Source organism: Pseudonocardia autotrophica (assembly GCF_003945385.1).
In the GTDB taxonomy this organism is placed as follows: domain Bacteria; phylum Actinomycetota; class Actinomycetes; order Mycobacteriales; family Pseudonocardiaceae; genus Pseudonocardia; species Pseudonocardia autotrophica.
In genome coordinates this window covers 5307912-5327980 of record NZ_AP018920.1, presented here as the reverse complement: position 1 = coordinate 5327980, position 20069 = coordinate 5307912, and the positions used below count along the sequence as shown (strand labels likewise).

Annotated in this window: 19 protein-coding genes; 8 read left to right on the top strand and 11 right to left on the bottom strand. The window is 72.3% G+C overall.

Annotated elements, in window-relative coordinates:
* Positions 1 to 128: 128 nt before the first annotated feature.
* The 4 genes from Pdca_RS24920 (at position 129) to Pdca_RS24905 (ending at position 3380) form a co-directional block, all read left to right on the top strand.
* Positions 129 to 1232 carry a cupin domain-containing protein gene (locus Pdca_RS24920; RefSeq protein ID WP_085915891.1) on the top strand — a complete coding sequence of 368 codons (1104 nt, stop codon included), beginning with the start codon at positions 129 to 131 and terminating at the stop codon, positions 1230 to 1232.
* The gene (locus tag Pdca_RS24915) at positions 1229 to 1987 is read left to right on the top strand and encodes a maleylpyruvate isomerase family mycothiol-dependent enzyme (protein ID WP_085915890.1); all 759 of its coding nucleotides are present in this window, start codon (positions 1229 to 1231) and stop codon (positions 1985 to 1987) included. Before Pdca_RS24920 ends, Pdca_RS24915 begins: the two co-directional genes overlap by 4 nt.
* Before the next feature lie 53 nt (positions 1988 to 2040).
* Positions 2041 to 2484 (top strand): MarR family winged helix-turn-helix transcriptional regulator, encoded by a 444-nt coding sequence (locus tag Pdca_RS24910; RefSeq protein WP_085915921.1) that lies wholly within the window; start codon positions 2041 to 2043, stop codon positions 2482 to 2484.
* A gap of 71 nt (positions 2485 to 2555) precedes the next feature.
* On the top strand, positions 2556 to 3380 hold the full coding sequence (locus tag Pdca_RS24905; protein ID WP_085915889.1) for a fumarylacetoacetate hydrolase family protein: 825 nt from the start codon (positions 2556 to 2558) through the stop codon (positions 3378 to 3380).
* Between the two features lie 59 nt (positions 3381 to 3439).
* On the opposite strand, the gene Pdca_RS24900 is transcribed toward Pdca_RS24905, so the two are convergent.
* Positions 3440 to 4621 carry an acyl-CoA dehydrogenase family protein gene (locus tag Pdca_RS24900; protein WP_085915888.1) on the bottom strand — a complete coding sequence of 394 codons (1182 nt, stop codon included), beginning with the start codon at positions 4619 to 4621 and terminating at the stop codon, positions 3440 to 3442.
* A gap of 233 nt (positions 4622 to 4854) precedes the next feature.
* On the opposite strand from Pdca_RS24900, the gene Pdca_RS24895 reads away from it, so the two are divergent.
* On the top strand, positions 4855 to 5856 hold the full coding sequence (locus Pdca_RS24895; protein WP_158092314.1) for a zinc-dependent alcohol dehydrogenase: 1002 nt from the start codon (positions 4855 to 4857) through the stop codon (positions 5854 to 5856).
* A gap of 187 nt (positions 5857 to 6043) precedes the next feature.
* On the opposite strand, the gene Pdca_RS24885 is transcribed toward Pdca_RS24895, so the two are convergent.
* The 8 genes from Pdca_RS24885 to Pdca_RS24850 form a co-directional block, all read right to left on the bottom strand.
* Positions 6044 to 7666 (bottom strand): thiamine pyrophosphate-binding protein, encoded by a 1623-nt coding sequence (locus Pdca_RS24885; RefSeq protein ID WP_158092313.1) that lies wholly within the window; start codon positions 7664 to 7666, stop codon positions 6044 to 6046.
* 74 nt (positions 7667 to 7740) lie between these two features.
* A complete protein-coding gene (locus Pdca_RS24880) occupies positions 7741 to 8598 on the bottom strand; it encodes an ABC transporter ATP-binding protein (RefSeq protein WP_232021179.1) in 858 nt (285 codons plus the stop codon).
* A 48-nt stretch (positions 8599 to 8646) separates the two neighbouring features.
* Positions 8647 to 9486, bottom strand: coding sequence for an ABC transporter permease (locus tag Pdca_RS24875; RefSeq protein WP_085915885.1), 840 nt, complete (start codon positions 9484 to 9486; stop codon positions 8647 to 8649).
* A complete protein-coding gene (locus tag Pdca_RS24870) occupies positions 9483 to 10295 on the bottom strand; it encodes an ABC transporter permease (RefSeq protein WP_085915884.1) in 813 nt (270 codons plus the stop codon). The genes Pdca_RS24875 and Pdca_RS24870 overlap by 4 nt, the downstream gene beginning before the upstream one ends.
* Positions 10296 to 10381: 86 nt before the next feature.
* A complete protein-coding gene (locus tag Pdca_RS24865) occupies positions 10382 to 11392 on the bottom strand; it encodes an ABC transporter substrate-binding protein (protein ID WP_085915883.1) in 1011 nt (336 codons plus the stop codon).
* Between the two features lie 329 nt (positions 11393 to 11721).
* On the bottom strand, positions 11722 to 12531 hold the full coding sequence (locus tag Pdca_RS24860) for an SDR family NAD(P)-dependent oxidoreductase (RefSeq protein WP_085915882.1): 810 nt from the start codon (positions 12529 to 12531) through the stop codon (positions 11722 to 11724).
* Positions 12528 to 13415, bottom strand: a complete 888-nt coding sequence (locus Pdca_RS24855) for a LysR substrate-binding domain-containing protein (protein WP_085915881.1) — start codon at positions 13413 to 13415, stop codon at positions 12528 to 12530. Before Pdca_RS24855 ends, Pdca_RS24860 begins: the two co-directional genes overlap by 4 nt.
* On the bottom strand, positions 13415 to 14191 hold the full coding sequence (locus Pdca_RS24850) for an alpha/beta fold hydrolase (protein WP_085915880.1): 777 nt from the start codon (positions 14189 to 14191) through the stop codon (positions 13415 to 13417). The genes Pdca_RS24855 and Pdca_RS24850 overlap by 1 nt, the downstream gene beginning before the upstream one ends.
* Before the next feature lie 221 nt (positions 14192 to 14412).
* On the opposite strand from Pdca_RS24850, the gene Pdca_RS24845 reads away from it, so the two are divergent.
* Both Pdca_RS24845 and Pdca_RS24840 read left to right on the top strand, forming a co-directional pair.
* A complete protein-coding gene (locus Pdca_RS24845) occupies positions 14413 to 15333 on the top strand; it encodes a fumarylacetoacetate hydrolase family protein (RefSeq protein ID WP_085915879.1) in 921 nt (306 codons plus the stop codon).
* On the top strand, positions 15330 to 16094 hold the full coding sequence (locus Pdca_RS24840) for an SDR family NAD(P)-dependent oxidoreductase (RefSeq protein ID WP_085915878.1): 765 nt from the start codon (positions 15330 to 15332) through the stop codon (positions 16092 to 16094). The genes Pdca_RS24845 and Pdca_RS24840 overlap by 4 nt, the downstream gene beginning before the upstream one ends.
* A gap of 85 nt (positions 16095 to 16179) precedes the next feature.
* On the opposite strand, the gene Pdca_RS24835 is transcribed toward Pdca_RS24840, so the two are convergent.
* Complete coding sequence (locus tag Pdca_RS24835) at positions 16180 to 18537, bottom strand: penicillin acylase family protein (RefSeq protein ID WP_197719816.1); 2358 nt, start codon at positions 18535 to 18537, stop codon at positions 16180 to 16182.
* Between the two features lie 3 nt (positions 18538 to 18540).
* Positions 18541 to 19458 (bottom strand): polysaccharide deacetylase family protein, encoded by a 918-nt coding sequence (locus Pdca_RS24830; protein WP_085915877.1) that lies wholly within the window; start codon positions 19456 to 19458, stop codon positions 18541 to 18543.
* A 202-nt stretch (positions 19459 to 19660) separates the two neighbouring features.
* Between Pdca_RS24830 and Pdca_RS24825 the strand changes: the two genes are divergently transcribed.
* Positions 19661 to 19999: a hypothetical protein gene (locus tag Pdca_RS24825; RefSeq protein WP_125911543.1), complete on the top strand. Its 339-nt coding sequence runs from the start codon at positions 19661 to 19663 to the stop codon at positions 19997 to 19999.
* The last annotated feature ends 70 nt before the right edge of the window (positions 20000 to 20069 follow it).

Sequence of the window (20069 nt, the reverse complement as noted above, 5' to 3'; positions counted from 1 at the left end):
CGGGCCCGGGGGCGACCCCGGACCCGGCCCGGATGCGTCTTCGCGGGTGTTCCGCCGGGCCCCGGAGGCATATAGTTGGGGTACTGACTACTTTGGCGGTCAGGCCCGACCGATCAGAGAGGACCGGCATGGAGCAGATGGACGGCACCGCCGACACCCCCGAGCTGCAGCGCTTGTACGAGGACTTCGACGCCAACGACCTGGCCCCGCTGTGGACCCAGCGCGAGGGCATCCAGCCGTTCGTCCCGTCGCCGAAGGCGGTCCCGCACGTCTGGCGCTGGAAGATGCTGCTCGAGATCGCCGAGCGCAGCGGTGAGCTGGTACCGGTCGGGCGGGGCGGGGAACGCCGCGCGATCAGCCTGCGCAATCCCGGCCTGCCCGGAACCGCCTACGCGACACCGACCCTGTGGTGCGCCATCCAGTACCTCGGCGGGCACGAGACCGCCCCGGAGCACCGGCACAGCCAGAACGCCTTCCGGTTCGTCGTCGAGGGCGAAGGGGTGTGGACGGTCGTCAACGGTGATCCGGTGGCGATGCGGCGCGGCGACCTGCTGCTCACCCCCGGCTGGAACTTCCACGGCCACCACAACGACACCGACCGGCCGATGGCCTGGATCGACGGCCTCGACGTGCCGTTCGCCGCCTACACCGACGTCGGGTTCTTCGAGTTCGGCTCCGACCGGGTCACCGACGAGGCGTCACCGGCGGTGTCCCGCGGCGAGCGGCTGTGGGCCCACCCGGGGCTGCGGCCGCTGTCCAAGCTGGAGGACACGGCGAGCTCCCCGCTCGCCGCCTACCGGTGGGAGCACACCGACCGCGCCCTGACCGAGCAGCTGCGGCTGGAGGACGAGGGCCATCCCGCCACCGTCGGTCAGGGGCACGCGGCGATCCGCTACGTCAACCCCACCACCGGTGGCGACGTCATGCCGACCATCCGCTGCGAGTTCCACCGGCTCCGGGCCGGCGCGTCCACCCGGCTGCGGCACGAGGTCGGCTCGGCCGTGTGGCAGGTCTTCGAGGGCAGCGGGACGGTCGTGCTGGGCGGCACCGAGCAGTCCGTGCAGAAGGGCGACCTGTTCGTCGTCCCCAGCTGGACGAGCTGGTCGCTGCACGCCGACGGCGAGCAGTTCGACCTGTTCCGCTTCACCGACGGGCCGATCATCGAGCGGCTGCACTTCCAGCGCACCTGGATCCCCGGCGTCTCCGACGACGGCGCCGGCGGCACCCGGTGAGTGCCCGTACCGACCTGGCCACCGATCCGGCGCTGCGGGAGATGCTGTTGCAGGCCCGCCGCGGCCAGGCGTATTTCTCGCGGCAGCTCGAGGAGCTGCGCGACACCGAGCTGGCCGGGCCCTCGCGGCTACCCGGGTGGAGCAGGGCGCACGTCGCTGCCCACGTCGGCCTCAACGCCCGGGCGCTGACCCGGCTCTGCAGCTGGGCCCGCACCGGGGTGCCGAACCCGATGTACGCCTCGCCGCAGCAGCGTGGCTCCGAGATCGACCTCGGAGCGACTCTGCCGGTGCGGGCGATCCGGCACCTGTCCGACCACGCGGCGGTCCACCTCGACGTCGAGTGGCGTGATCTGGAGCCGGAGCAGTGGACGAACGAGGTGGTCACCGCCCAGGGCCGCACGGTCCCGGTCGGCGAGACGGTGTGGATGCGCATCCGCGAGGTGTGGCTGCACGCCGTCGATCTCGGGAACGGCGGCCGCGTCGCCGACTTCCCGGCGATGGTCGTCGACGGTCTGCTGGACGACCTGATCGCCGTGTGGCGCCGCAAACGGGTACCGGGCTCGCCCGGCCTGGTCCTCGATCCGACGGACCGGGACCGCGTCCTGGCACTGGACCCCGGCTCGGCAGGGCCCGACGACACCACGGTCCGGGGGACGGCCGTGGACCTGGTGGCCTGGGGGACCGGCCGGACCGGTGCCGGTGCCGTGCGCACCGCCGCAGGTTCCCCGCCCCCGCCCGCACCGCAGTGGCTGTGACCGCCGCGACGGCCGGCGAGCGGCCGGGCCGCCGCAGGGCGGAGGATCAGGCGATGGACCAGCCTTCCTCCGACGCTCCGCTGCTGGACACGGGCCCGGATGCCTACACCGGATTCCTCATCCGGCGGGCCCAGCAGGCCCACGTCGCGGCCTGGCAGCGCCAGGTGTCGTCGGAGATCTCCAGCGTGCAGTTCGGTGTGCTGTCCACGTTGGCCGCCCGGCCCGGCGCGAGCCAGCGCGACCTGCAGGACGCCCTCGACCTGGACCGTTCCACGATCGCCGACCTGGTCGGCCGGCTGGAACGGCACGGACTGGTCGAACGGGTCCGCGCCGACGAGGACCGCCGGCGCAACGTCCTGCACCTGACCGAACAGGGCCGCACGGCCCACGAGACCCTCCGCCCCCGGGTCGATCTCGTGGAGACCACCTTGACCGGGCGGCTCACGACCGCCGAACGCGACCGGCTCCAGGAGCTGCTGCGGCGCGTCCTGGCCTGACCGGGTGGATCCGGCCGGATCCACCCGACCCCACCACCGGCTCGTTTCGAGAGCCCGAGATCGGAGAAGCGATGAAGCTCGCCACCCTGACGACGCCGCAGGGCACGTCCGCCGCCCGGCTGGACGGCGACCACTACCGGCTGATCGACGGGTTCGCCGACGTCGGCGCCCTGCTGGCCGACCCCGGCTGGGAGACCGTCGCCGCCGCGGCCGACGGCCCGGCGATCCCCGCGGCCGACGCGTCCGTCACGACCCTGGTGCCGCACCCGGGCGCCATCGTCTGTGTCGGGTTGAACTACCGCTCGCACATCCTGGAGATGGGTCGCGACCTGCCCGGTCACCCCACGCTGTTCGCGAAGTTCGAGCGCACCCTGACCGCGCCCTACGCCGACATCGAGGCGGTGCCGGAGGACCCGGAGCTCGATTGGGAGGGCGAGCTCGTCATCGTCATCGGCACCGGTGGCCGGCGGATCGCCGAGTCCGACGCGGCCGCGCACATCGCCGGGTACACGCTGGCCAACGACATCTCGATGCGCGGCTGGCAGATGCGTACCAAGGAATGGCTGCAGGGGAAGGCCTGGGAGGCCTCGACACCGGTCGGGCCGGTGCTGGCGACCGCCGACGAGATCGACACCGCAGTGGCGCGGCTGGCCACCACCGTCAACGACGAGACCGTCCAGGACCACGCGATCGCCGATCTGGTCTTCGATCCCGCGCACCTGGTGTCCTACATCTCGACCATGATGACGCTGCAGCCGGGAGACCTGATCCTCACCGGCACCCCGGGCGGGGTGGGGCGGGCCCGCAACCCGCAGGTCTACCTGAAGGCGGGCGACGAGGTGCGGGTCGCTGTGCCGGGCATCGGCGAGCTGCGCAACCGCATCGTCGCCGGATAGCGGCGAGCCCCCGGACCGTCGGTGGACGGTCCGGGGGCTCCCGGCGGTGACGAGGCCGGTCAGGCCAGCTGGAAGTGCACCCAGCGCTGCCCCTCGGCCAGCCCGGCGAGCTGGCGCCCGGCGGACTGCAGGATCGCCGGGGACGACGAGATGTGCTGCGTCCCGCCCTGGACGTCGCGGAACAGGCGCTGCAGGGTCCCGGACCGCAGGGCGTCGGTGCCACCGGACGCGTAGGCGAAGGCGGCCACCTCCTGCAGCCGCCAGGTGGCGTTGTGCAGGGCGGCCCGGTTCAGGGTCTCCAGCCGGATGCCCATCGGCCGGCCCGCGTACACCTGCTCCTCGATCTCCTCCCAGACCTCGTAGAGCAGGGCGTGCGCGGACCGGAGCTTGAGCTCCGCGTCCGCGTACTGGCCGTGGAAGGCCGGGCTCTCGCCGGGGGAGCCGGGCCGGCCCGACTTGGCCCGGACCGCCGCGGCCAGCTCGTCCAGCAGCCGCCGCCCGGTGCCCAGGGCCCAGGCCCCGTGGTTGATGCTCGCGAAGTTGCCGATCCCGATCGTGTACAGCGATCCACCGGTGACCGGGGCGGTGCTCAGCGACGGGTAGCTGCGCTCGGTGGGGACGAACGTCCCGGACAGGGTGTAGTCGATGCTCCCGGTGCCACGCAGGCCCAGCACGTCCCAGTTCTCGATGAAGGTGACCTCCTCGACCGGCACGATGAAGAACCGCACCTCGCCGGTGCGGGTGTCGGCGGCCGCGGTGTGCAGATGCGTCGCGTGCTTGATCCCGGAGGCGAACGACCACTGGCCGCTGATCCGGTAGCCGCCGTCCACCGGCTCGGCCTTGCCGGCCCGGGTGCCCTGCCCGGCGATCCCCAGCCGCGGTGTCGAGAACAGCTCGGCAGCCGACTCCGCCGGGAAGAACGCGCCTGCCAGCCCGGTGGACAGCGCCAGGGCCATCGTCACCCAGCCGGTGGACGGGTCGGCGTAGGAGAGCGTGCGGTAGACGTCCATCAGCTCGCGGGGCCGGAGCTCGCCGCCGCCGAGTGCCCGGGGGGCCAGCGCGTACACGGCACCGGACGCGTACAGCTGCTCGACGACCGGCTCGGCGATCCGGCCGTTCGCGTCGTTGTCGGCGCCGTGACTGTCGACGAGGTCGTGCAGGCCGGCGACCGCCGCGCGCACGTCCGGCCCCGTCGGGGTCGAATCGGCGGCGGTCAGCTGCCGGTCGGCAAGCTCAGTCATCTGCTGCTCCTCGGTGACGGCACGGTGGCGTGCGGTGGTGGCTTCTCGAAGCTATCCGCGGGCCGCGGTCCCCGACAGGATCCGGTGATAGGACTTGGCCCGGTGGTGACACCGATTGGTTATGACGCCGACCTTGGTCGGGATCCGACCGTCGGGTAGACCGGTGTGCATCCCCCTCCATGCCGCCGCCGGCGTCCTCGGCTGCGGAACCACTTCCGAATCCGGAGGCCCTCATGCAGGCCCTGATCTGGCACGGCCCCCATCGGCACGAGCACGGTGACGTGCCGGAACCCACGCCCGGCCCGGGTGAGGTGCTGGTGCAGGTCCACCGGGCCGGCATCTGTGGATCCGACGTCACCGCCCACAAGGGACTGATGGGGATCAGCCGTCCCGGCGCCGTCCGGGGGCACGAGTTCGCGGGCGTGCTCGCCGGCGGGGCCGACGGCTGGCGGGCCGGGGAGCGGGTGGCGGTCAATCCCGTGCTGGTGTGCGGGACCTGCGACCGCTGCCGGGCCGGACGGAGCTCCTGCTGCCCGGACCTCGAGATCATCGGTGTGCACCGGGCCGGTGCCTTCGCCGAGCTGGTCGCCGTGCCGGTGACGGCGCTGCACAAGCTGCCCGACGGGCTCTCCTACGAGACCGCCGCGGGCGTCGAGCCGCTGGCCCAGGCCTGTCACGACGTCGAGCTGGCCCGGCGGCACGGACCGCTGGGCAACACCCTGGTGATCGGTGCTGGCTCGATCGGGGCCTGGATCGTGCAGGCGCTGCAGTGGGCCGAGCCGTCGGCTGTCACGGTGGTCGACCCGGATCCCCGCCGCCGGGACGCGGCGCTGCGCTGGGGCGCCACCGTCGTCGCGGCCACCGACGACCTGCCCCGGCGCTCCTTCGACACCGTGTTCGACGTGGTCGGTGTGCCCGCCACCCGGCGGGCCGCCGTCGACGCCTGTGCCGGCGGCGGCACCGTCGTCGCGGTCGGTCTGGGCGCCGACGAGAGCGCGATCGGATGGTTCGACGTGGTGCGCCGGGAGATCGTCGTGCAGGGCGCCAACACGTTCACCGACGACAGCTACCGCAAGGCCCTGGACCTCCTGGCCACCGGCCGGGTGGAGGTGCCCGAGGCACGGGTGCTGCCGCTCACCGACGGCGGCGCGGTCTTCACGGCCATGGCGTCCGGGACGGACCCGTTCGCGGGCAAGACGTTCCTGGCGCCGGACCGGGCCCCGGTGGTGACATGAGGCCGGGCCCCGGTGGTGACATGAGGCCGGGCCCCGGTGGCGACATGAGGCCGGGCCCCGGCGGTGACATGAGGCCGGGCCCCGGCGGTGACATGAGGCCGGGCCCCGGCGGTGACATGAGGCCGGACCCCGGCGCTGGCGTGCGTCCGGGGCCGGGGCCGATCGTGAGGTCGGCCCCGGGCACCCGTCACACGTGGTCGTAGAGCGGACTGCGGACCTGCCGGGAGATGTGGCAGTCCAGCACGAGCGGGCCCCGGGCCGGGTCCCAGGACGCGAACGCAGCGGCCTCGTCGCCCACCTCGCGCACCGACCGGCCCTGCGCCCCCATCCCCGTGGCCAGCGCGGCGATGTCGTGATAGCCGAAGATCGCCTGGTCCGGGGGACAACCCCAGTCCTTCATGTGGACCAGCTCGGACCCGGCGGCACCGTCGTTGAGACACACCACCACCAGCGGAACCCGTTCCCGCACCGCGGTCTCCAGGTCGCCGAGGGTCATGAACAGCCCGCAGTCGCCGATGAACAGCACGGTGGTGCGATCGGGATCGGCCACGGCGGAGGCGTAGGCGGCGGCCAGCGAGCTGCCGACCGCCCCGAAGTCGGGCATCCAGATCAGCGACCGTGGCTCCCGGTGGGTCAGGTACAGCACCGGGAAGGCACCGAAGTGCCCGTTGTCGACGACCACCCGGCGCGCCGCCGGCAGCACCGGATCGAGCCGGCGGCACAGCGACCGCGGGTCGAGCGCCCCGGGCACCGAGACGTCGTCGGTGATCGGCTCGGGCCGCAGCGGAGGCTCGGGGGTGCGTGGCGGGGCGCCGCGATCCCGTAGTTCCGCGACCAGCCGTTCGGTCACCGCGGCGGCGTCGCCGGGCAGCGGGACGGTCAGCGCCGCACCGTCGACCGGGCGCGGGTCGGTGTCGATACGGACGATCGTCCGGCCGGTCACGAACGCGCCCTTGCGGGTCTGGAACGCGTCCAGGGCGACCCCGATCACGATCAGGCAGTCCGACCGCGCGACGAGCTCCTCGGTCCGTCCGATCGAGAAGCCGCCGAAGGGCCCGATCACGGCCGGATGCTCGCCCAGCACCCCGGATGCCGGGACGGTGGTCGCGACCGGGGCGCCGAGCAGCTCGGCGAGCTCGGCGATCCGGGCACCGGCCGCGACCGCTCCCCGGCCCGCCACGACGACCGGATATCTGCTGTTCAGGACGGCGGACGCGGCGCGGGCGATCTCGCTCCCGGTCGCCTCCATCGGCGTGGCGGGGGGCGGGCCGGGGACGGGCCCGACGGCCGCCGCGGGCAGCTGGTCCAGCCCGGCGGGCATCACGTAGACCACCGTGCGGGACTGCTCGGTCGCGATCCGGTGGGCGTCGTACAGCCGCTGCACGGCGTCCGGGCCGCTGGTGCGCACGGTGGTGATCCCCAGCGGGCCCAGAATCGTCTCGGGAGCGAGGGCCTGCACCCCACCGGCGAACGGGAACCGCTGCGGGTCCAGGTTCGAGGTGTCGCTGACCAGCAGAATCATCGGGACCCGGCCCCGGTCCGCGGTGAGCAGGGCGGTGATCGTGTTGGTGAAGCCCGGCCCCTGCGTCACCGTGCACCAGCCGACGCGGCCGGTGGCCCTGGCGAGCCCGTCGGCCGCACCGACCGCGCCGTTCTCGTGCCGCAGGTGGTGCACCGGTGTGCCGTGGCGGAGGTCGAGATGGTGGACCAGCCACAGGTTGCCGGCTCCCATCAGGGTGAACAGCCGGTCGCAGCCGAGCGCGACCAGCGCGTCGGCCAGCTGCTCGACGACGGTTGTCGCCGGGGGCACGGTCGTCGGGGCCACAGTTGCCGGGGGCGCAGTCGCCGGGTGCACCGCCGCGACGGCCGGCTCGGCCGGCCCGCTCATCGGCTCTGCGGCATGACGAGATCGAGCAGGTACCGGCGCAGCTCGAGGAACTCGTCGCTGGCCCGGGTGGCGATCTGCTCGCGGTCGCGGCCCAGCGGCACGTCGACGATCTCACGCACCCGCGACGGTGAACCGGACAGCACGACGATGCGGTCGGCGAGGTAGATCGCCTCGTCGATGTCGTGGGTCACCAGCACCACGGTGATGCCCATCTCGCGGCGCACCTGCAGGATGAGGTCCTCCAGGTCGAACCGGGTCTGTGCGTCGACGGAGGCGAACGGCTCGTCCATCAGCAGCAGATCGGGCCGGTAGGACAGCGCCCGCGCGATGGCGACCCGCTGCTGCATGCCGCCGGACAGCTGCCAGGGGTACTGCTTCTCGACGTGCCCGAGCCCGACGGAGGTCAGCACCTCGGTGACCCGCTGGGCCCGCTCGGCCCGGGGCATGCCACGGGCGGCCAGCGGCATGGCGATGTTCTTGGCGTTGGTGAACCACGGGTACAGCGACCGGCCGTAGTCCTGGAAGACCAGGCCGAGCTGGGCCGGGACCTCGGTCAGCCGGGCGCCTTCGAAGTGCAGGTCACCCGAGGTGGCGGGGGCCAGCCCCGAGATGCAGCGCAGCAGGGTCGTCTTGCCGGCGCCGGAGGGGCCGACGATGCAGACGAACTCGCCCTTCTCCACCCGGAAGCTGACGTCGTCGATGGCGACCTTGGCCTCGGGGCGGCCCGCGTCGTAGATCTTGCGCAGGCCGGACACCGACAACACGGCATCGCCGGCGGCGGGTCCGGCCGGGGCGGTGGCGGACCCACGCGTCGTCGGGGACTGCGTTCCGGTCCGGTGGGAGGTGGTGCTCACGTGGTCCTCCGGTTGCTCCGTGGCTGGGGGCTGGGTACGGGATGGCACTCAGGAGCTCCCGAGGGCGCGGGAACGGTGGTGCCAGGCCAGGATCCGGCGCTCCAGCACCACGAACAGCAGGTTGACGGTGGTGCCCACGATGGCCAGCATGATGATGCCGGTCCACATCTTGGGCACCGCGAACACCGTCTGCGCCTGCAGGATGTAGTAGCCGATGCCCTGGCGGGCACCGACCATCTCGCTGACGACCATCAGGATGATCGAGGTCTGCAGGCTGGCCCGCAGGCCCGCCGCCATCTGCGGGGCGGCGGCCGGCAGCACCAGCTGGAACAGCGTCTGTCCCCGGCCGAGGCGCATGGCCCGCGCGGTGTCGAACTTGACCTCGTCGATGCCGCGCATCCCGTCGAGGGTGTTGAGCAGGGTCGGCCAGATCGCGCCGAACGCGATGAGGGCGATCTGCCGGGTCTCGCCGACGCCGAACAGTGCCATCAGCGCGGGCAGCAGAGCCGGAGCGGGCAGCACGTACAGGAAGTACACGAGCGGGTTGGCCGCCACCCGGGTCGAGCGGAACCGCCACAGCACGGTTCCGGCGACGACGCCGATCCCGGCGCCCAGCAGGTAGCCCAGCAGCAGGTTGCGGATGCTCGGCGCCAGCTGCGCCGTCGCCGGCCCGAACACCCATTCCTCCCACCAGAGCGTGAGGATCCGGCTCAGCGGCGGGAAGAACGGTGAGGTGCTGGACGCCGAGAGCACCCACCACAGGGCGAGCAGCGCCAGTGGCGCCCAGACCGCGGTGAGCACCCGGGCCGTGCGACGCCGGCGGCGCGTGCGGCTGGGGGAGGGCGGGGTGACCGTGGCCGGTGACGATGGGGCGAGGGTGTCGGTCATCGCAGGACCCTCCGGTCGTTGGCACGACGGTTGCGCTGCGACTCGTGCCAGTGCATGACGCGGCGTTCGAGCAGGAAGAAGGCGCCGGTCAGCACGATGCCGATGAGCCCGGCGGTGATGATGTAGGCGTACATCACGGGATAGGCACTGGTCCCGCCGTTCTGGGCGCGCAGGATGTTCCGTCCGATGCCCGCGGCCCCGCCGACGAGCTCGGCGACCACCGACAGGATCAGCGCCGAGGCCGACGCGATCCGCAGGCCGGTCGCGATGTAGGGGGCCGCGCTGGGGACGGTGACGCTCACGAACCGGCGCGGGCCCCGGATGCCGAGCGCCCGCGCGGTGTACAGCACGGTGGGGTCCATCGAGCGGACGCCGTAGATGACCTGGATGACCAGCGGCCAGAACACACCGAAGGCGACGAGGAAGACCTTCATCTCCAGGGTGGAGCCGAGGACCATGATCACCAGGGGCAGGATCGCGATCGCCGGGATGGCCTTGAACACCTCGATCACGCCGGCCGCGCTGCGGAAGGCGAAGTCGTTGAAGGCCAGTGCGGACCCGACGAGCAGCGCAAGCACCGAGGCGATCAGGAGTCCGAGCGACCACGACTGCAGGGTCGCCAGCACCGACTCCCAGTAGGCCTCGGTGCCGACGGCCGAGGCCAGCGCGGCGAGCGTGTCGGTCATTGTCGGGAACTGGTCGGCGGTGAACAGCCCGCCGGTGGTGACGGCCTGCCAGAGCCCGAGCACCGCGAGGACCGCAAGCACCGGGGACAGCCCCAGGGCCGCGCGGCGCACCTTCGCATCCATTGCCGTTCACTCCTTCGTCGGTCCGCGGATCGGTGACGGCGCCGCGGGCTCCGCGTCATGCGGGCCCGGGCGCCGTCACCACCGGGTCACTCCTGTTCGGGTGCCAGGGCTCCCGGCCACACCAGCGTCGTCACATCGACCTCGCCGGTCTCCCCGGCGTACTTCTTGAGCAGCTCCTGGGCCGTGGCGAAACCCTCGACGTTGACGTGCGGGTTGCTGTCGGTGTTCCACTTCGCCGCCTCGGCGGCCTCGGGGGTGATGCCGAGGTTGTCCACCAGCGTCAGCTTGGCCTTGTCGATGTTGGCCGTCGCGTACTCCTGGGCCTCGACCATGGCGGTGGAGAACGCCTGGACCTGGGCCTCGTTGGAGTCGATGTAGTTCTGGCTGCTGGTGAACAGGCCGACGGCCATGTCGGGGAAGGTCTCGACGTTCGGCTTGCCGATGATCGTCGCTCCCCGCTCGACGGCGTCGGCGATGAACGGGGCCTGGATGACCGCGGCGTCGACGTCGCCGGCGGCCAGCGCGGCCGCCATCTGCCCGAACGGCAGCTGGACCAGCTCGATGCTTGCCGGGTCGACACCCTGCTTCGCCGCCATGTCCCAGGCGGCCAGGGTGTTGAGCGAGGACAGGCCGATCACGCCGAGGGTCTTGCCGCCAAGGTCACCGGCCGAGCTGATGCCCGTGCCGGGGCCGGCCACCAGAGCGTTGCCCTCCTCGGGGTCCTCGGCCGCCTTCTGCTGGCCCTCCACCGTCGCCACCGCACGGATCGGGATGCCGTTGATGTTGGAGTTGATCACGTGGACCACGGTGGCGAAGCCGAAGTCGTACTGTCCGCTGGCGACACCGGAGATGATGGCGGCGACGTCGGTCTGCGGCACCACCTCGATGTCCAGGCCGTGTCGGGCGAAGATCCCGTCCTGGATGCCCAGGAACAGCGGCGCCGTCTGGGCGGAGGGGTTCACCGCCAGCGTCACCGTGGTGCTGCCGTCGGTGCCGGCCGCGGAGTCGTCCGCTCCGGTGGAGCCACCGGAGCAACCGGCGACCAGGGCCGCGGCCGCCACCAGGGCGGCGACGGTCCCGGGGAGGGTTCGTGCCATCGTGAGTTCCCTTCACGTCATCGGGAGGGTGGTGCCGGCGATCGGTCCGGCTCTGCTGCCGGCGCTCGCCCGGGTCGGTCGCTCCGGACCGTCGTTCGGCCCGGCCGGGGATGGTCAGGAGACCGGGGGCCGCATGTGGATGGTCATCCGTGGCCCGGCGGGAGAACGGATCGCGTCGCTGCGGGGCTCGGGGCGGGATCCTCGGTGGCGTCCGTGGTGCGTCGGCCTCCGTACCCCGCCCAGGTTAGTGCGCGGGTGCGGGCTCGGAACCACCCACAAGCTATTACGTGATAACGGTTCCGACGGCGTCGGTTCCGGTCCGGTGCGGGTCACCTTCGGGCCACCCCCACGCCACCGTCGATGGTGTACACGGCGCCGGTGATGTGCCCCGCGGCCGGCGAGGTGAGCAGCAGGGTCAGACCCTCGATCTCGGCCGGATCGGCCATCCGGCCGATCGCGGTGGCCCGTGTGAGCTCCTCCAGCATCTGCCCGTTGCCGGGGTTGCGGCTACCGATCGAGGTGCGGAACGAGCCGGGCGCGATGACGTTGACGCAGATCCCGCGGGGCGCGAGCTCGTCGGCGACGTTGCGGGCCAGCAGCGTCGTCGCCGCCTTGGAACTGGAGTAGGCGTAACCGACCAGCGGATCGGTGTCCAGGCCTGCGACGGAACCGGTGATCACGATGCGGCCCCCGGAGTTCATCCGCGACGCGCCCGCCCGGAGCGTGTGCAGCACCCCGGTCAGGTTGACGTCGAGCACGGCGCGCCAGCGCTCCGGGTCGACCGTGTCGAGCCCGTTGCCGAAGCGGCGCCCGAGCCCGGAGGAGATGCCCGCGTTGGCGATCACGATGTCGAGCCCGCCGTCCCAGCCGGCGGTCCGGGTCATCACGTCGTCGATCGCGGCGGCATCACGGACGTCGGCGACCGCGGACCGCACGGCCAGGTCCTCGGCGAGGAGCCGCTCGGTGGCCGTGGCCAGCACGTCGGCGTCGGTGTCGACCAGCATCACCCGGGCCCGGTTGCGGGCCAGCACCCGGGCCATGGCGAAGCCGAGGCCGTCGGCGGCGCCGGTGACCACCGCACCGCGACCTGCCACGTCGAACAGGGTGCGGGGATCGGAGGGTCCGAGTTCATCGGTCATGGTCGTGCCTCCCACGAGCGCATCCGAAGGAAATTGGCCAGTACCTCGGGACAGGCCTTGTCGTCCCAGAGCAGGCCGATGTTGAGCCGGGGGGTTGCTCCCACGAGCGGCCGGTAGGCCACCCCCTGCTGGCCGACGAGCTTGGCCGACGACGGCGCGAAGGCGACCCCCAGGCCGCCGGCGACCAGCCCGAGCGCGACCCAGGTGGAGTTCACCGTGTGTGCGATGTCGGGGCTGAAGCCGGCTTCGTTGCACAGCGACGTGTAGTAGTCGTGCAGCTGCGGTTCGACCTGCCGGTCGATCAGGATGAGCTCCTCACCGGCCAGCTCCCGGATGTCGACCGACTCCTGCGCGGCGAGGGGGTGGCTGTCCGGGACGGCGAGTGAGACGTCCTGCTGCGAGATCGGTTCGGCGGTGAGCGCGCCACGCAGGTCGACCGGGAGACGGACGAACGCGCAGTGCACGGTCCGGTCCGAGACCTGTTCCGCCGCACCCCGGTTGGTCAGTTCGGTCAGCCGGATGCGGACGCCCGGATACTCGCGGCGGAACCGCCGCAGGGCGCGCGGCAACAGATCGGCCAGCGCCGGTTGGATGAAGCCGACCGACAGTTGGCCGATCTCGCCCTTGCTGACGGCGACCGCCCGGGCCTTGGCCACGTCGGCCTGGGCGAGCACGGCGATCGCCTCGTGCAGGAAGGCGCTGCCGGCATCGGTGAGTGCCACGTGCCGTCGGTCGCGTTCGAGCAGCTGCACCCCCAGCTCACCTTCCAGCGCCGAGATCTGCTTGCTCAGCGCGGGCTGCACGATGTGCAGGCGTTCGGCGGCCTTGCGGTAGTGCAGCGTCTGGGCCACGGCGACGAAGTAGCGCAGGTGTCGGAGTTCCATCAGACGGCCACCGGGGCGAAGCGGGCGAGGAACTCGTCGGGCCGCTCGACGTGCGGCAGGTGCCCGGCCTCGTCGATGATCTCCACCCGGGTGTCCGCCGGCAGCGCACGCTGCCAGTCGAGCGCGTAACCGACCGGGATGACGCCGTCCTCGGCGCCCCAGAACAGCTGAACGGGCATGCGCAGCGAGGCCAGCCGGGAGGCCAGGGTCGGATCGCACATGTACGGGTCCTCGGCGAGCCGCCGCGCGGTGTCCCGGCTGCGGGCCAGGCCACGGGCGACCCGCTCGTCGGGCGGGGTCGCCCGCAGCGCGGCCCGGCGAGCGGGATCGTGCACCGTGAGATCCAGCATCAGCGCGGGATCGGTGCTGAAGGCGTTGGGTGCGCTGCCGTCGCCGGGCAGGCCCGCCGGGTCGATCAGGGTCAGCGTGCGCACCGACCCGGGAGCCGAGAGGGCGACCTCCGCGGCGATCCACCCGCCGAACGAGCATCCGACCAGATCGACCGGGCCGAGGGCGAGATCGCCGAGCAGGGCGACGTGCACGGCGGCGAGCTCGCGCACCGAATCACCGGCGAAGGGGTCGCTGTCGAGGAACCCGGGGTGGTCGGGGCGGATCACCGTGCGGGTGCCGGTCCGGGCGAGGCCGGCGAGGACGGGCAGCAGCGCGCCGGTGTCACCCAGGCCGTGGAGGTACACCAGCGGCGGACCGGAACCAGCGGTCACCAGCCGGATCCCGTGCCCGTCGACCACCCTCCGGGTGCTCTCGACCTCGGTCAACGTGTACTCCTCCGGCTCGTCGTCGACGTCACACTAGACGCGTCGAAGGGGGTCGATGATGCTCAGTATCACCCACCTGATCACCACAGGTGATCAGGTGGGTGATGATCCCAGGTGATCACCAGGTTCCTTACGGAACTTGGAGTTCATCGCGGATGCCCGGCTAGCGTCGGCCCGTCCGCCGGCTGGGCCGGCTCCCGTCGACGACAGGACACGCCGCGATGAAGCTCGCACTGTTCAACGGTTTCCGGCTCGGGGTCGTGCTCGACGAGTCGACCGGCCACGCGGGGGAGCCGGTCGTCGTCGACGTCTCCGACGCCGTCGGCGCCCACGACCGGGATCCGCTCACCGCGGGCTGGTGGCGGGCCCTGTGCCGGGACTGGCCCGCTCTCCGCTCGGCGGTGGTCGACGCCGTCGACACCGGGACCCGGTACCCGCTGCACGAGGTCCGTCTGGACTCCGCAGCACTCGCCCCCAGCAAGATCATCGCTGCCGCCAGCAACTACGCCGACCACGTCGCCGAGATGCACGCGGTGCAGGAGCGGACGCTGGGCGCCGTGCAGAGCTGGATGATGGAGTTCGACATCTTCCTCAAGTCGCCGTCGTCGCTGACCGGACCGTCCGGGCCGGTACGGCTGCCCGCCGACCTGGTGGCCGCGGGCACCGAGATCCATCACGAGTCCGAGCTCGTCGTGGTGGTCGGCCGCGGTGGCCGCGACATCCCGGTGGAGCAGGCCCGCGCCGCGATCTTCGGTGTCACGGCCGGGCTCGACATCACGGTGCGCAGCCCGGCCGACCGCTCGCGGCGCAAGAGCTACGACACCTTCAGCCCACTGGGGCCGGTCGTGCGGGTGCTCGACGACGACTTCGACGGGGAGGCCCTGGACATCACGATGACCGTCGACGGGCAGGTCCGGCAGCAGGTCAACACCCGTGACCTGATCACCCCGGTCGAGCGGATCGTCGCCTACGCCTCGACGGTCATGACCCTGAACCCCGGTGACCTGATCTTCACCGGTGCGCCTCCCGGGGTGGGGCGCATCCGGCCCGGCGAGACCCTGGTGACCACCATCTCCGGCGTCGGCACGATGACCACCGCCGTCACCCTCGACGAGCCCGCCACCGCGGCGGCCACCGGATGAGCGACGGCCACGGGCTGCTGACCGGCAAGGTCGTCGTCGTCACCGGCGGGGCCAGCGGGATCGGACGGGCGACCTGCGTGCGCGCCGCCGAGGAGGGCGCCGCCGCCGTGGTGATCGGCGACATCGCCGAGCACGGCCGCGACGCCGGCCCGTCGACCGCCGAGCTGGTCGCCGCCACGGGGATCCCGGTCACCCACTGCCCGACCGACGTCACCGACCCGGCCGCCCTGGCCCGGCTGATGGCCGTGGCCGACGACGTCGGCGGGGTGGATCTGATGGTCAACGTCGCGGGGATCAGCGACCGGATCGCGCTGCTCGACATCGACGTCGCCCGGCTGCGGCGGGTGATGGCGGTCAACGTGGAGGGCACCATCTTCGGGGCGCAGGCCGCGGCCCGCTCGATGATCGACGGTGGGCGGGCCGGATCGATCGTGAACATCTCCTCGGTCGGGGGGATGCGGGGATTCGCCATGGCGTCCACCTACTCGGCGTCCAAGGGCGCCGTCCGGACGTTCACCTACGCCCTGGCCGATGCGGTTGCACCGCAAGGTATCCGGGCCAACGTGGTGCTCCCCGGACAGGTGGACACCGAGATGCTGCGGGTCGAGATGGCGGGTGGTTCGCCGATCCGCATCCCGCTCGGCCGCAAGGGCCGCCCGTCCGAGATCGCCGATGCGGTGGTGTGGCTCGGCAGTGACCTGGCGAGCTATGTCACCGGTGCCTCGCTGGTGGTCGACGGTGGCTACTCGGCGGTGATCTGACGGCCGGGCGCACGTCCGTCGAGTACGAGCACCTCCGGCCGGGGCAGGGCGATGACGGCCGGCCGCGGTCCCGGCCGGCCGTCGTTCAGCGGCGCCGCCCGTCCGTCCCCGGCGTCAGCACCAGCCGGCTCACGGCCGCGTCCTCCACGGCCGCGCGGGTGTAGGCGAGTGGGAAGGCCCCGCCCTCGCCCCACATCTCGAGCTGGTCGGCGTAGTGCGGAGAACGCGGGTCCCCCGACTGACCGGGCGAGTTCAGCACTCGGGTCGAGTCCCACTCCCCCACGTCGACCGCGACGCGGAAGCTGCTGCCCATCACGGCGTTGAACGACGGGTCGTGCCCGGTCAGCCCGACCGTGTCGCCGCTGCCCGGCCGTGCCACGGAGGGCAGCGACCGCCACCGCTCCGGGGCATCGGGAGCATGGGTGAACACCGCGTGCCGCAACTCGGTGCGGTGCAGATCCCCCCACGTCCACCCGGCCGGGTCGCCGCCGAGGAGGGTGGCGAGCTCGGCCAGCGCTGCGCCGAGGGTCTCGTCCACCCCGGCCCGGACGAGGTCGGCGTCGGCCTCGTCGGCGAGATCGAACATCTCGACCATCCGCAGGTCCGGGCGCAGATCGGAGAACAGGGTGTCGGCGCGCAGCAGCCGGTGCCGTGCGGCCGCGGCACGCTCCGCGCCGATCCCGAGCCGCCCCAGGCAGCGGTCGACGAGCCAGGGCCGCAGGTGCCGGCGGACCCAGATCTGGAAGACCAGGGTGGGGCGGGAGGTCGTCGACTCGACGCCGTCCCAGCCCTGGAGCGCCACCCACTCCTGCTCCTGTCGCATCCCGCCGCCGGTGAGCGGACGCAGCCGGTCGAGCAGCCGCCGGCCGTGGGTGTTCACGGCGTCGCCCTGCATACGGACGCTGCCCTCGACGTCGACCGGTTCGTCACCGTCGAGCCAGCCGGACAGGCGTTCGTGCCGGGCGTGCGAGTACCAGTCCGTGGTGATCGTCGACCGGTCGTTGTCGAAACCCTCGGGCAGGTTCTCCTCGTTCGACGTCGAGAACCACCCCGCCTCCGGATTGCGGACCCCGGGCAGCTCCTCGAGCGGGAGGAACCCGTCCCACTCGAAGCGGCCGTCACCGGGCACCGGCAGCGCGCCGTCCCAGCCGGGCCGGCGGGGGACGAGTCCGCAGCCCTGCCACCCGATGTCGCCGGTCGCGTCGGCGAAGACCTGGTTGACGCCGGGCGCGCCCCAGCGGCGCAGGGCGCGCCGGAATCCGTCGACGTCCTCGACGTCCTGGTACTCCAGGCTGGCCAGATACGGCGCCATCCCCGGCTCGAGCCAGACGGCGCGCACCGCGACGGCGGTCCGGGTCGCCGGGTCGAGGTGGATCACCGGGCCGTGCCGGGTGTAGGCGAGGTGCAGGGTCTCCTCCGCGCCACCGGCGACGGCCGTGCGCTCCTCGACCGCGGTGAAGCGTTCCCAGTTGTCGCGGTGGCGGTACCGGGTGTCGTCGTCGGGGTGGAGCTCGTAGACGTAGAGGTCCTCGTGGTCGACGGGCCAGATCGTCAGGCCGAAGGCGACCCGCCCGTTGTGACCGATCGAAACGCCCGGCAGGTTCGGCTCACCGGCACCGATGACGCTCATCCCCGGCGCCTCGAGATGGGTCAGGTAGCGCAGCGACGGCACGGTCACAGCCCGGTGCGGGTCGTTCGCCAGCACCGGCCGGCCGGTGGCCGTCCGATCCGGTGCGACCACCCAGTTGTTGCTGCCCGACGGCGCGGTCGCCGGCGGTGCGGCGCCGGCCAGGCCGGTGAAGTCGACCGGGGCGAAGGCCAGCCGGTACACGTCGAGCACATCGTCGGACAGGTGGGTCAGCGCCGCGGCGTCGGGTACCGCGAGGTCGGTGTGCGGTTCGCGCACCGACCGGAGCTCCTCGGCCGCCGGACCGAGGTCGCGCACGGTCAGGGCCCGGGCCAGCTCCTGCTCGGCGTTGTAGAGCAGACCGTGGGTACGGATACGGACGACGTCGTCGGGCTCCCAGCGCGCGGGCTGGTGGCCGAGCGCGTGGAACTCCGGCGGGAGCCGCTCGTCCGGAGCCTCCATGGCCCAGCCGACGAAGGCGTTCACACCGGACACGAACGCGGTCACGACGTCCCGGGTGGCGTTGCCGTAGGCCAGCCACTCCGCCCGCATGTCGCCGCGGTAGAGGAACAGTCGGGTCGCTCGGTCCTGGGCGAGGAAGCGGGTGCCGAAGACCTCCGAGAGTAGGCCGAGCCCGCGACGACGCCACAGGTCGATCTGGAACAGCCGGTCGCGGGCGGCCTGGAACCCCTGCGCGAGGTAGGCGTCGTGCCGGGTTCCGGCGTAGATGTGCGGGACGCCCCAGCGGTCGAGGACGATCTCGACCTCGCCGTCGAGCCCGGACAGCGGGAGCGAGCCGATCGGGGACGCGGTCACCGGTCAGGCCCAACCGGAGTCGGCGGGTGCGGGCTCGACGCCGCGCACGTCGGGGAGCGCGAACTTGGCCTGGTCGGTCTCGTCGTCGACCCAGGCGCGGGCGATCTCCTCGATCGTCGCGAACCAGACACCCTCGTGCCCGCTGATGTACTCGACCAGCCGCTCGTACCAGAGCATGTGGTGCGCCTGGCCGATGATCTGGGGGTGGACGCAGGTCGCATAGACCGGGTTCGTCTCGTTGGCGTAGGCGTAGTCGAAGATGTCCTTCCACCGGTTGTAGATCGTGTTCGAGTCCTGCATACCGGCCTGGGCGCCGGTGTAGGCCAGCGGCGGGAAGTCGTCGAGGTACCAGTTCACCGGGATCTCGAGGACCTTGCTCGCGCGGCCGGCGACGTTGCCCTGCTCCCAGCGGACCTGCCAGCGCTGCGGGTGGTATGGATGGAAGTCCCGGCCCATCAGGCTGGTGTCGTAGATCAGTCCGGCTTCCTCGATGATGTCCAGGGTGGACTCGCTGTAATCCCAGTACGGCGACCGGTAGCCGACCGGCCGGACGCCCAGCACCTTCTTGAAGGTCTGGAACGCGAGATCGACCAGGCGGCGCTCGGTGTCGCCGGAGATCATGGTCGGGTTCTCGTGGTAGTAGCCGTGGTGGCCGAACTCGTGGCCGTCGTCGAGGATCTTCTTGCACCATTCGGGGAAGGTGTCGATCGAGTGCCCCGGCGTGAACCAGGTCGTGCGCACGCCGTAGCGCTTGTACAGCGACAGCAGGCGCGGCACGCCGACCTCGGCGCCGAACTCGCCGCGCGACATCGACGCGGGCGAGGGCCGGTTGAACGCCCCGAGCCAGAGGCACTGGGCGTCGAAGTCGGTCCCGAGGTTGACGGCGATCTTCTTGCCCGGGGGCAGTTGCAGGTGTCCCATGATGGCTCCTTCGACCCGGCCGATCCCGTCGGCCGATCACGGATCCGGCGCGCTCGGCCGGCGGTGACGAAGCTAGGAACCGCGTGCCCAACTGCCATCGTCAGATGTACGTACCGTCGTCGGATGCGCATGAATGGGGCATGCTCGACGGGGACACGAGGAGTGCCCGCGGCGTTGCCGGGTGCCGGGAAGAGGTGAGGCGATGACGTCGTCCGGTTTCCCGCGAGCCCGCCCGGCCTGGTCGGGTGCCGCCTTCACCGTGCAGGTCCGCACCGACGGACGACTCGGGCTGTGCGACCGCGGCAGTCACTCCGACGTGCCCGCAGAGCTGCGCCGCCTCGCCGTCGCCCTGTGGCGCACGGGCATACCGGAGTGCCGCTTCCACTGGCGGGCACCGTCCCCGGGCCGGCTCTGCCGGGTCTCACTGGTGGCCCGCACCGACCTCGGCTTCGACCACGTCGAGCTCAGCGGTGACCTCGTCGATCACCTCCCGGCGGGATTGTCCCCGCGCGAGCTCCCCGGGTTCCGCAGCTGGTGTTGAGCCTGGACACGGAATCTAGGGTGTGACCTGCGGGAACGCGAGAAGCCGCCCGGACAGGCGTGTGTCCAGG

Coding starts and splice junctions, on each gene's coding strand:
- Pdca_RS24910 (WP_085915921.1), top strand. CDS start 2,041: ATGGACCAGCCTTCCTCCGACGCTCCGCTGCTGGACACGGGCCCGGAT.
- Pdca_RS24895 (WP_158092314.1), top strand. CDS start 4,855: ATGCAGGCCCTGATCTGGCACGGCCCCCATCGGCACGAGCACGGTGAC.
- Pdca_RS24825 (WP_125911543.1), top strand. CDS start 19,661: ATGACGTCGTCCGGTTTCCCGCGAGCCCGCCCGGCCTGGTCGGGTGCC.
- Pdca_RS24840 (WP_085915878.1), top strand. CDS start 15,330: ATGAGCGACGGCCACGGGCTGCTGACCGGCAAGGTCGTCGTCGTCACC.
- Pdca_RS24920 (WP_085915891.1), top strand. CDS start 129: ATGGAGCAGATGGACGGCACCGCCGACACCCCCGAGCTGCAGCGCTTG.
- Pdca_RS24860 (WP_085915882.1), bottom strand. CDS start 12,531: ATGACCGATGAACTCGGACCCTCCGATCCCCGCACCCTGTTCGACGTG.
- Pdca_RS24855 (WP_085915881.1), bottom strand. CDS start 13,415: ATGGAACTCCGACACCTGCGCTACTTCGTCGCCGTGGCCCAGACGCTG.
- Pdca_RS24875 (WP_085915885.1), bottom strand. CDS start 9,486: ATGACCGACACCCTCGCCCCATCGTCACCGGCCACGGTCACCCCGCCC.
- Pdca_RS24870 (WP_085915884.1), bottom strand. CDS start 10,295: ATGGATGCGAAGGTGCGCCGCGCGGCCCTGGGGCTGTCCCCGGTGCTT.
- Pdca_RS24900 (WP_085915888.1), bottom strand. CDS start 4,621: ATGACTGAGCTTGCCGACCGGCAGCTGACCGCCGCCGATTCGACCCCG.
- Pdca_RS24865 (WP_085915883.1), bottom strand. CDS start 11,392: ATGGCACGAACCCTCCCCGGGACCGTCGCCGCCCTGGTGGCGGCCGCG.
- Pdca_RS24905 (WP_085915889.1), top strand. CDS start 2,556: ATGAAGCTCGCCACCCTGACGACGCCGCAGGGCACGTCCGCCGCCCGG.
- Pdca_RS24830 (WP_085915877.1), bottom strand. CDS start 19,458: ATGGGACACCTGCAACTGCCCCCGGGCAAGAAGATCGCCGTCAACCTC.
- Pdca_RS24845 (WP_085915879.1), top strand. CDS start 14,413: ATGAAGCTCGCACTGTTCAACGGTTTCCGGCTCGGGGTCGTGCTCGAC.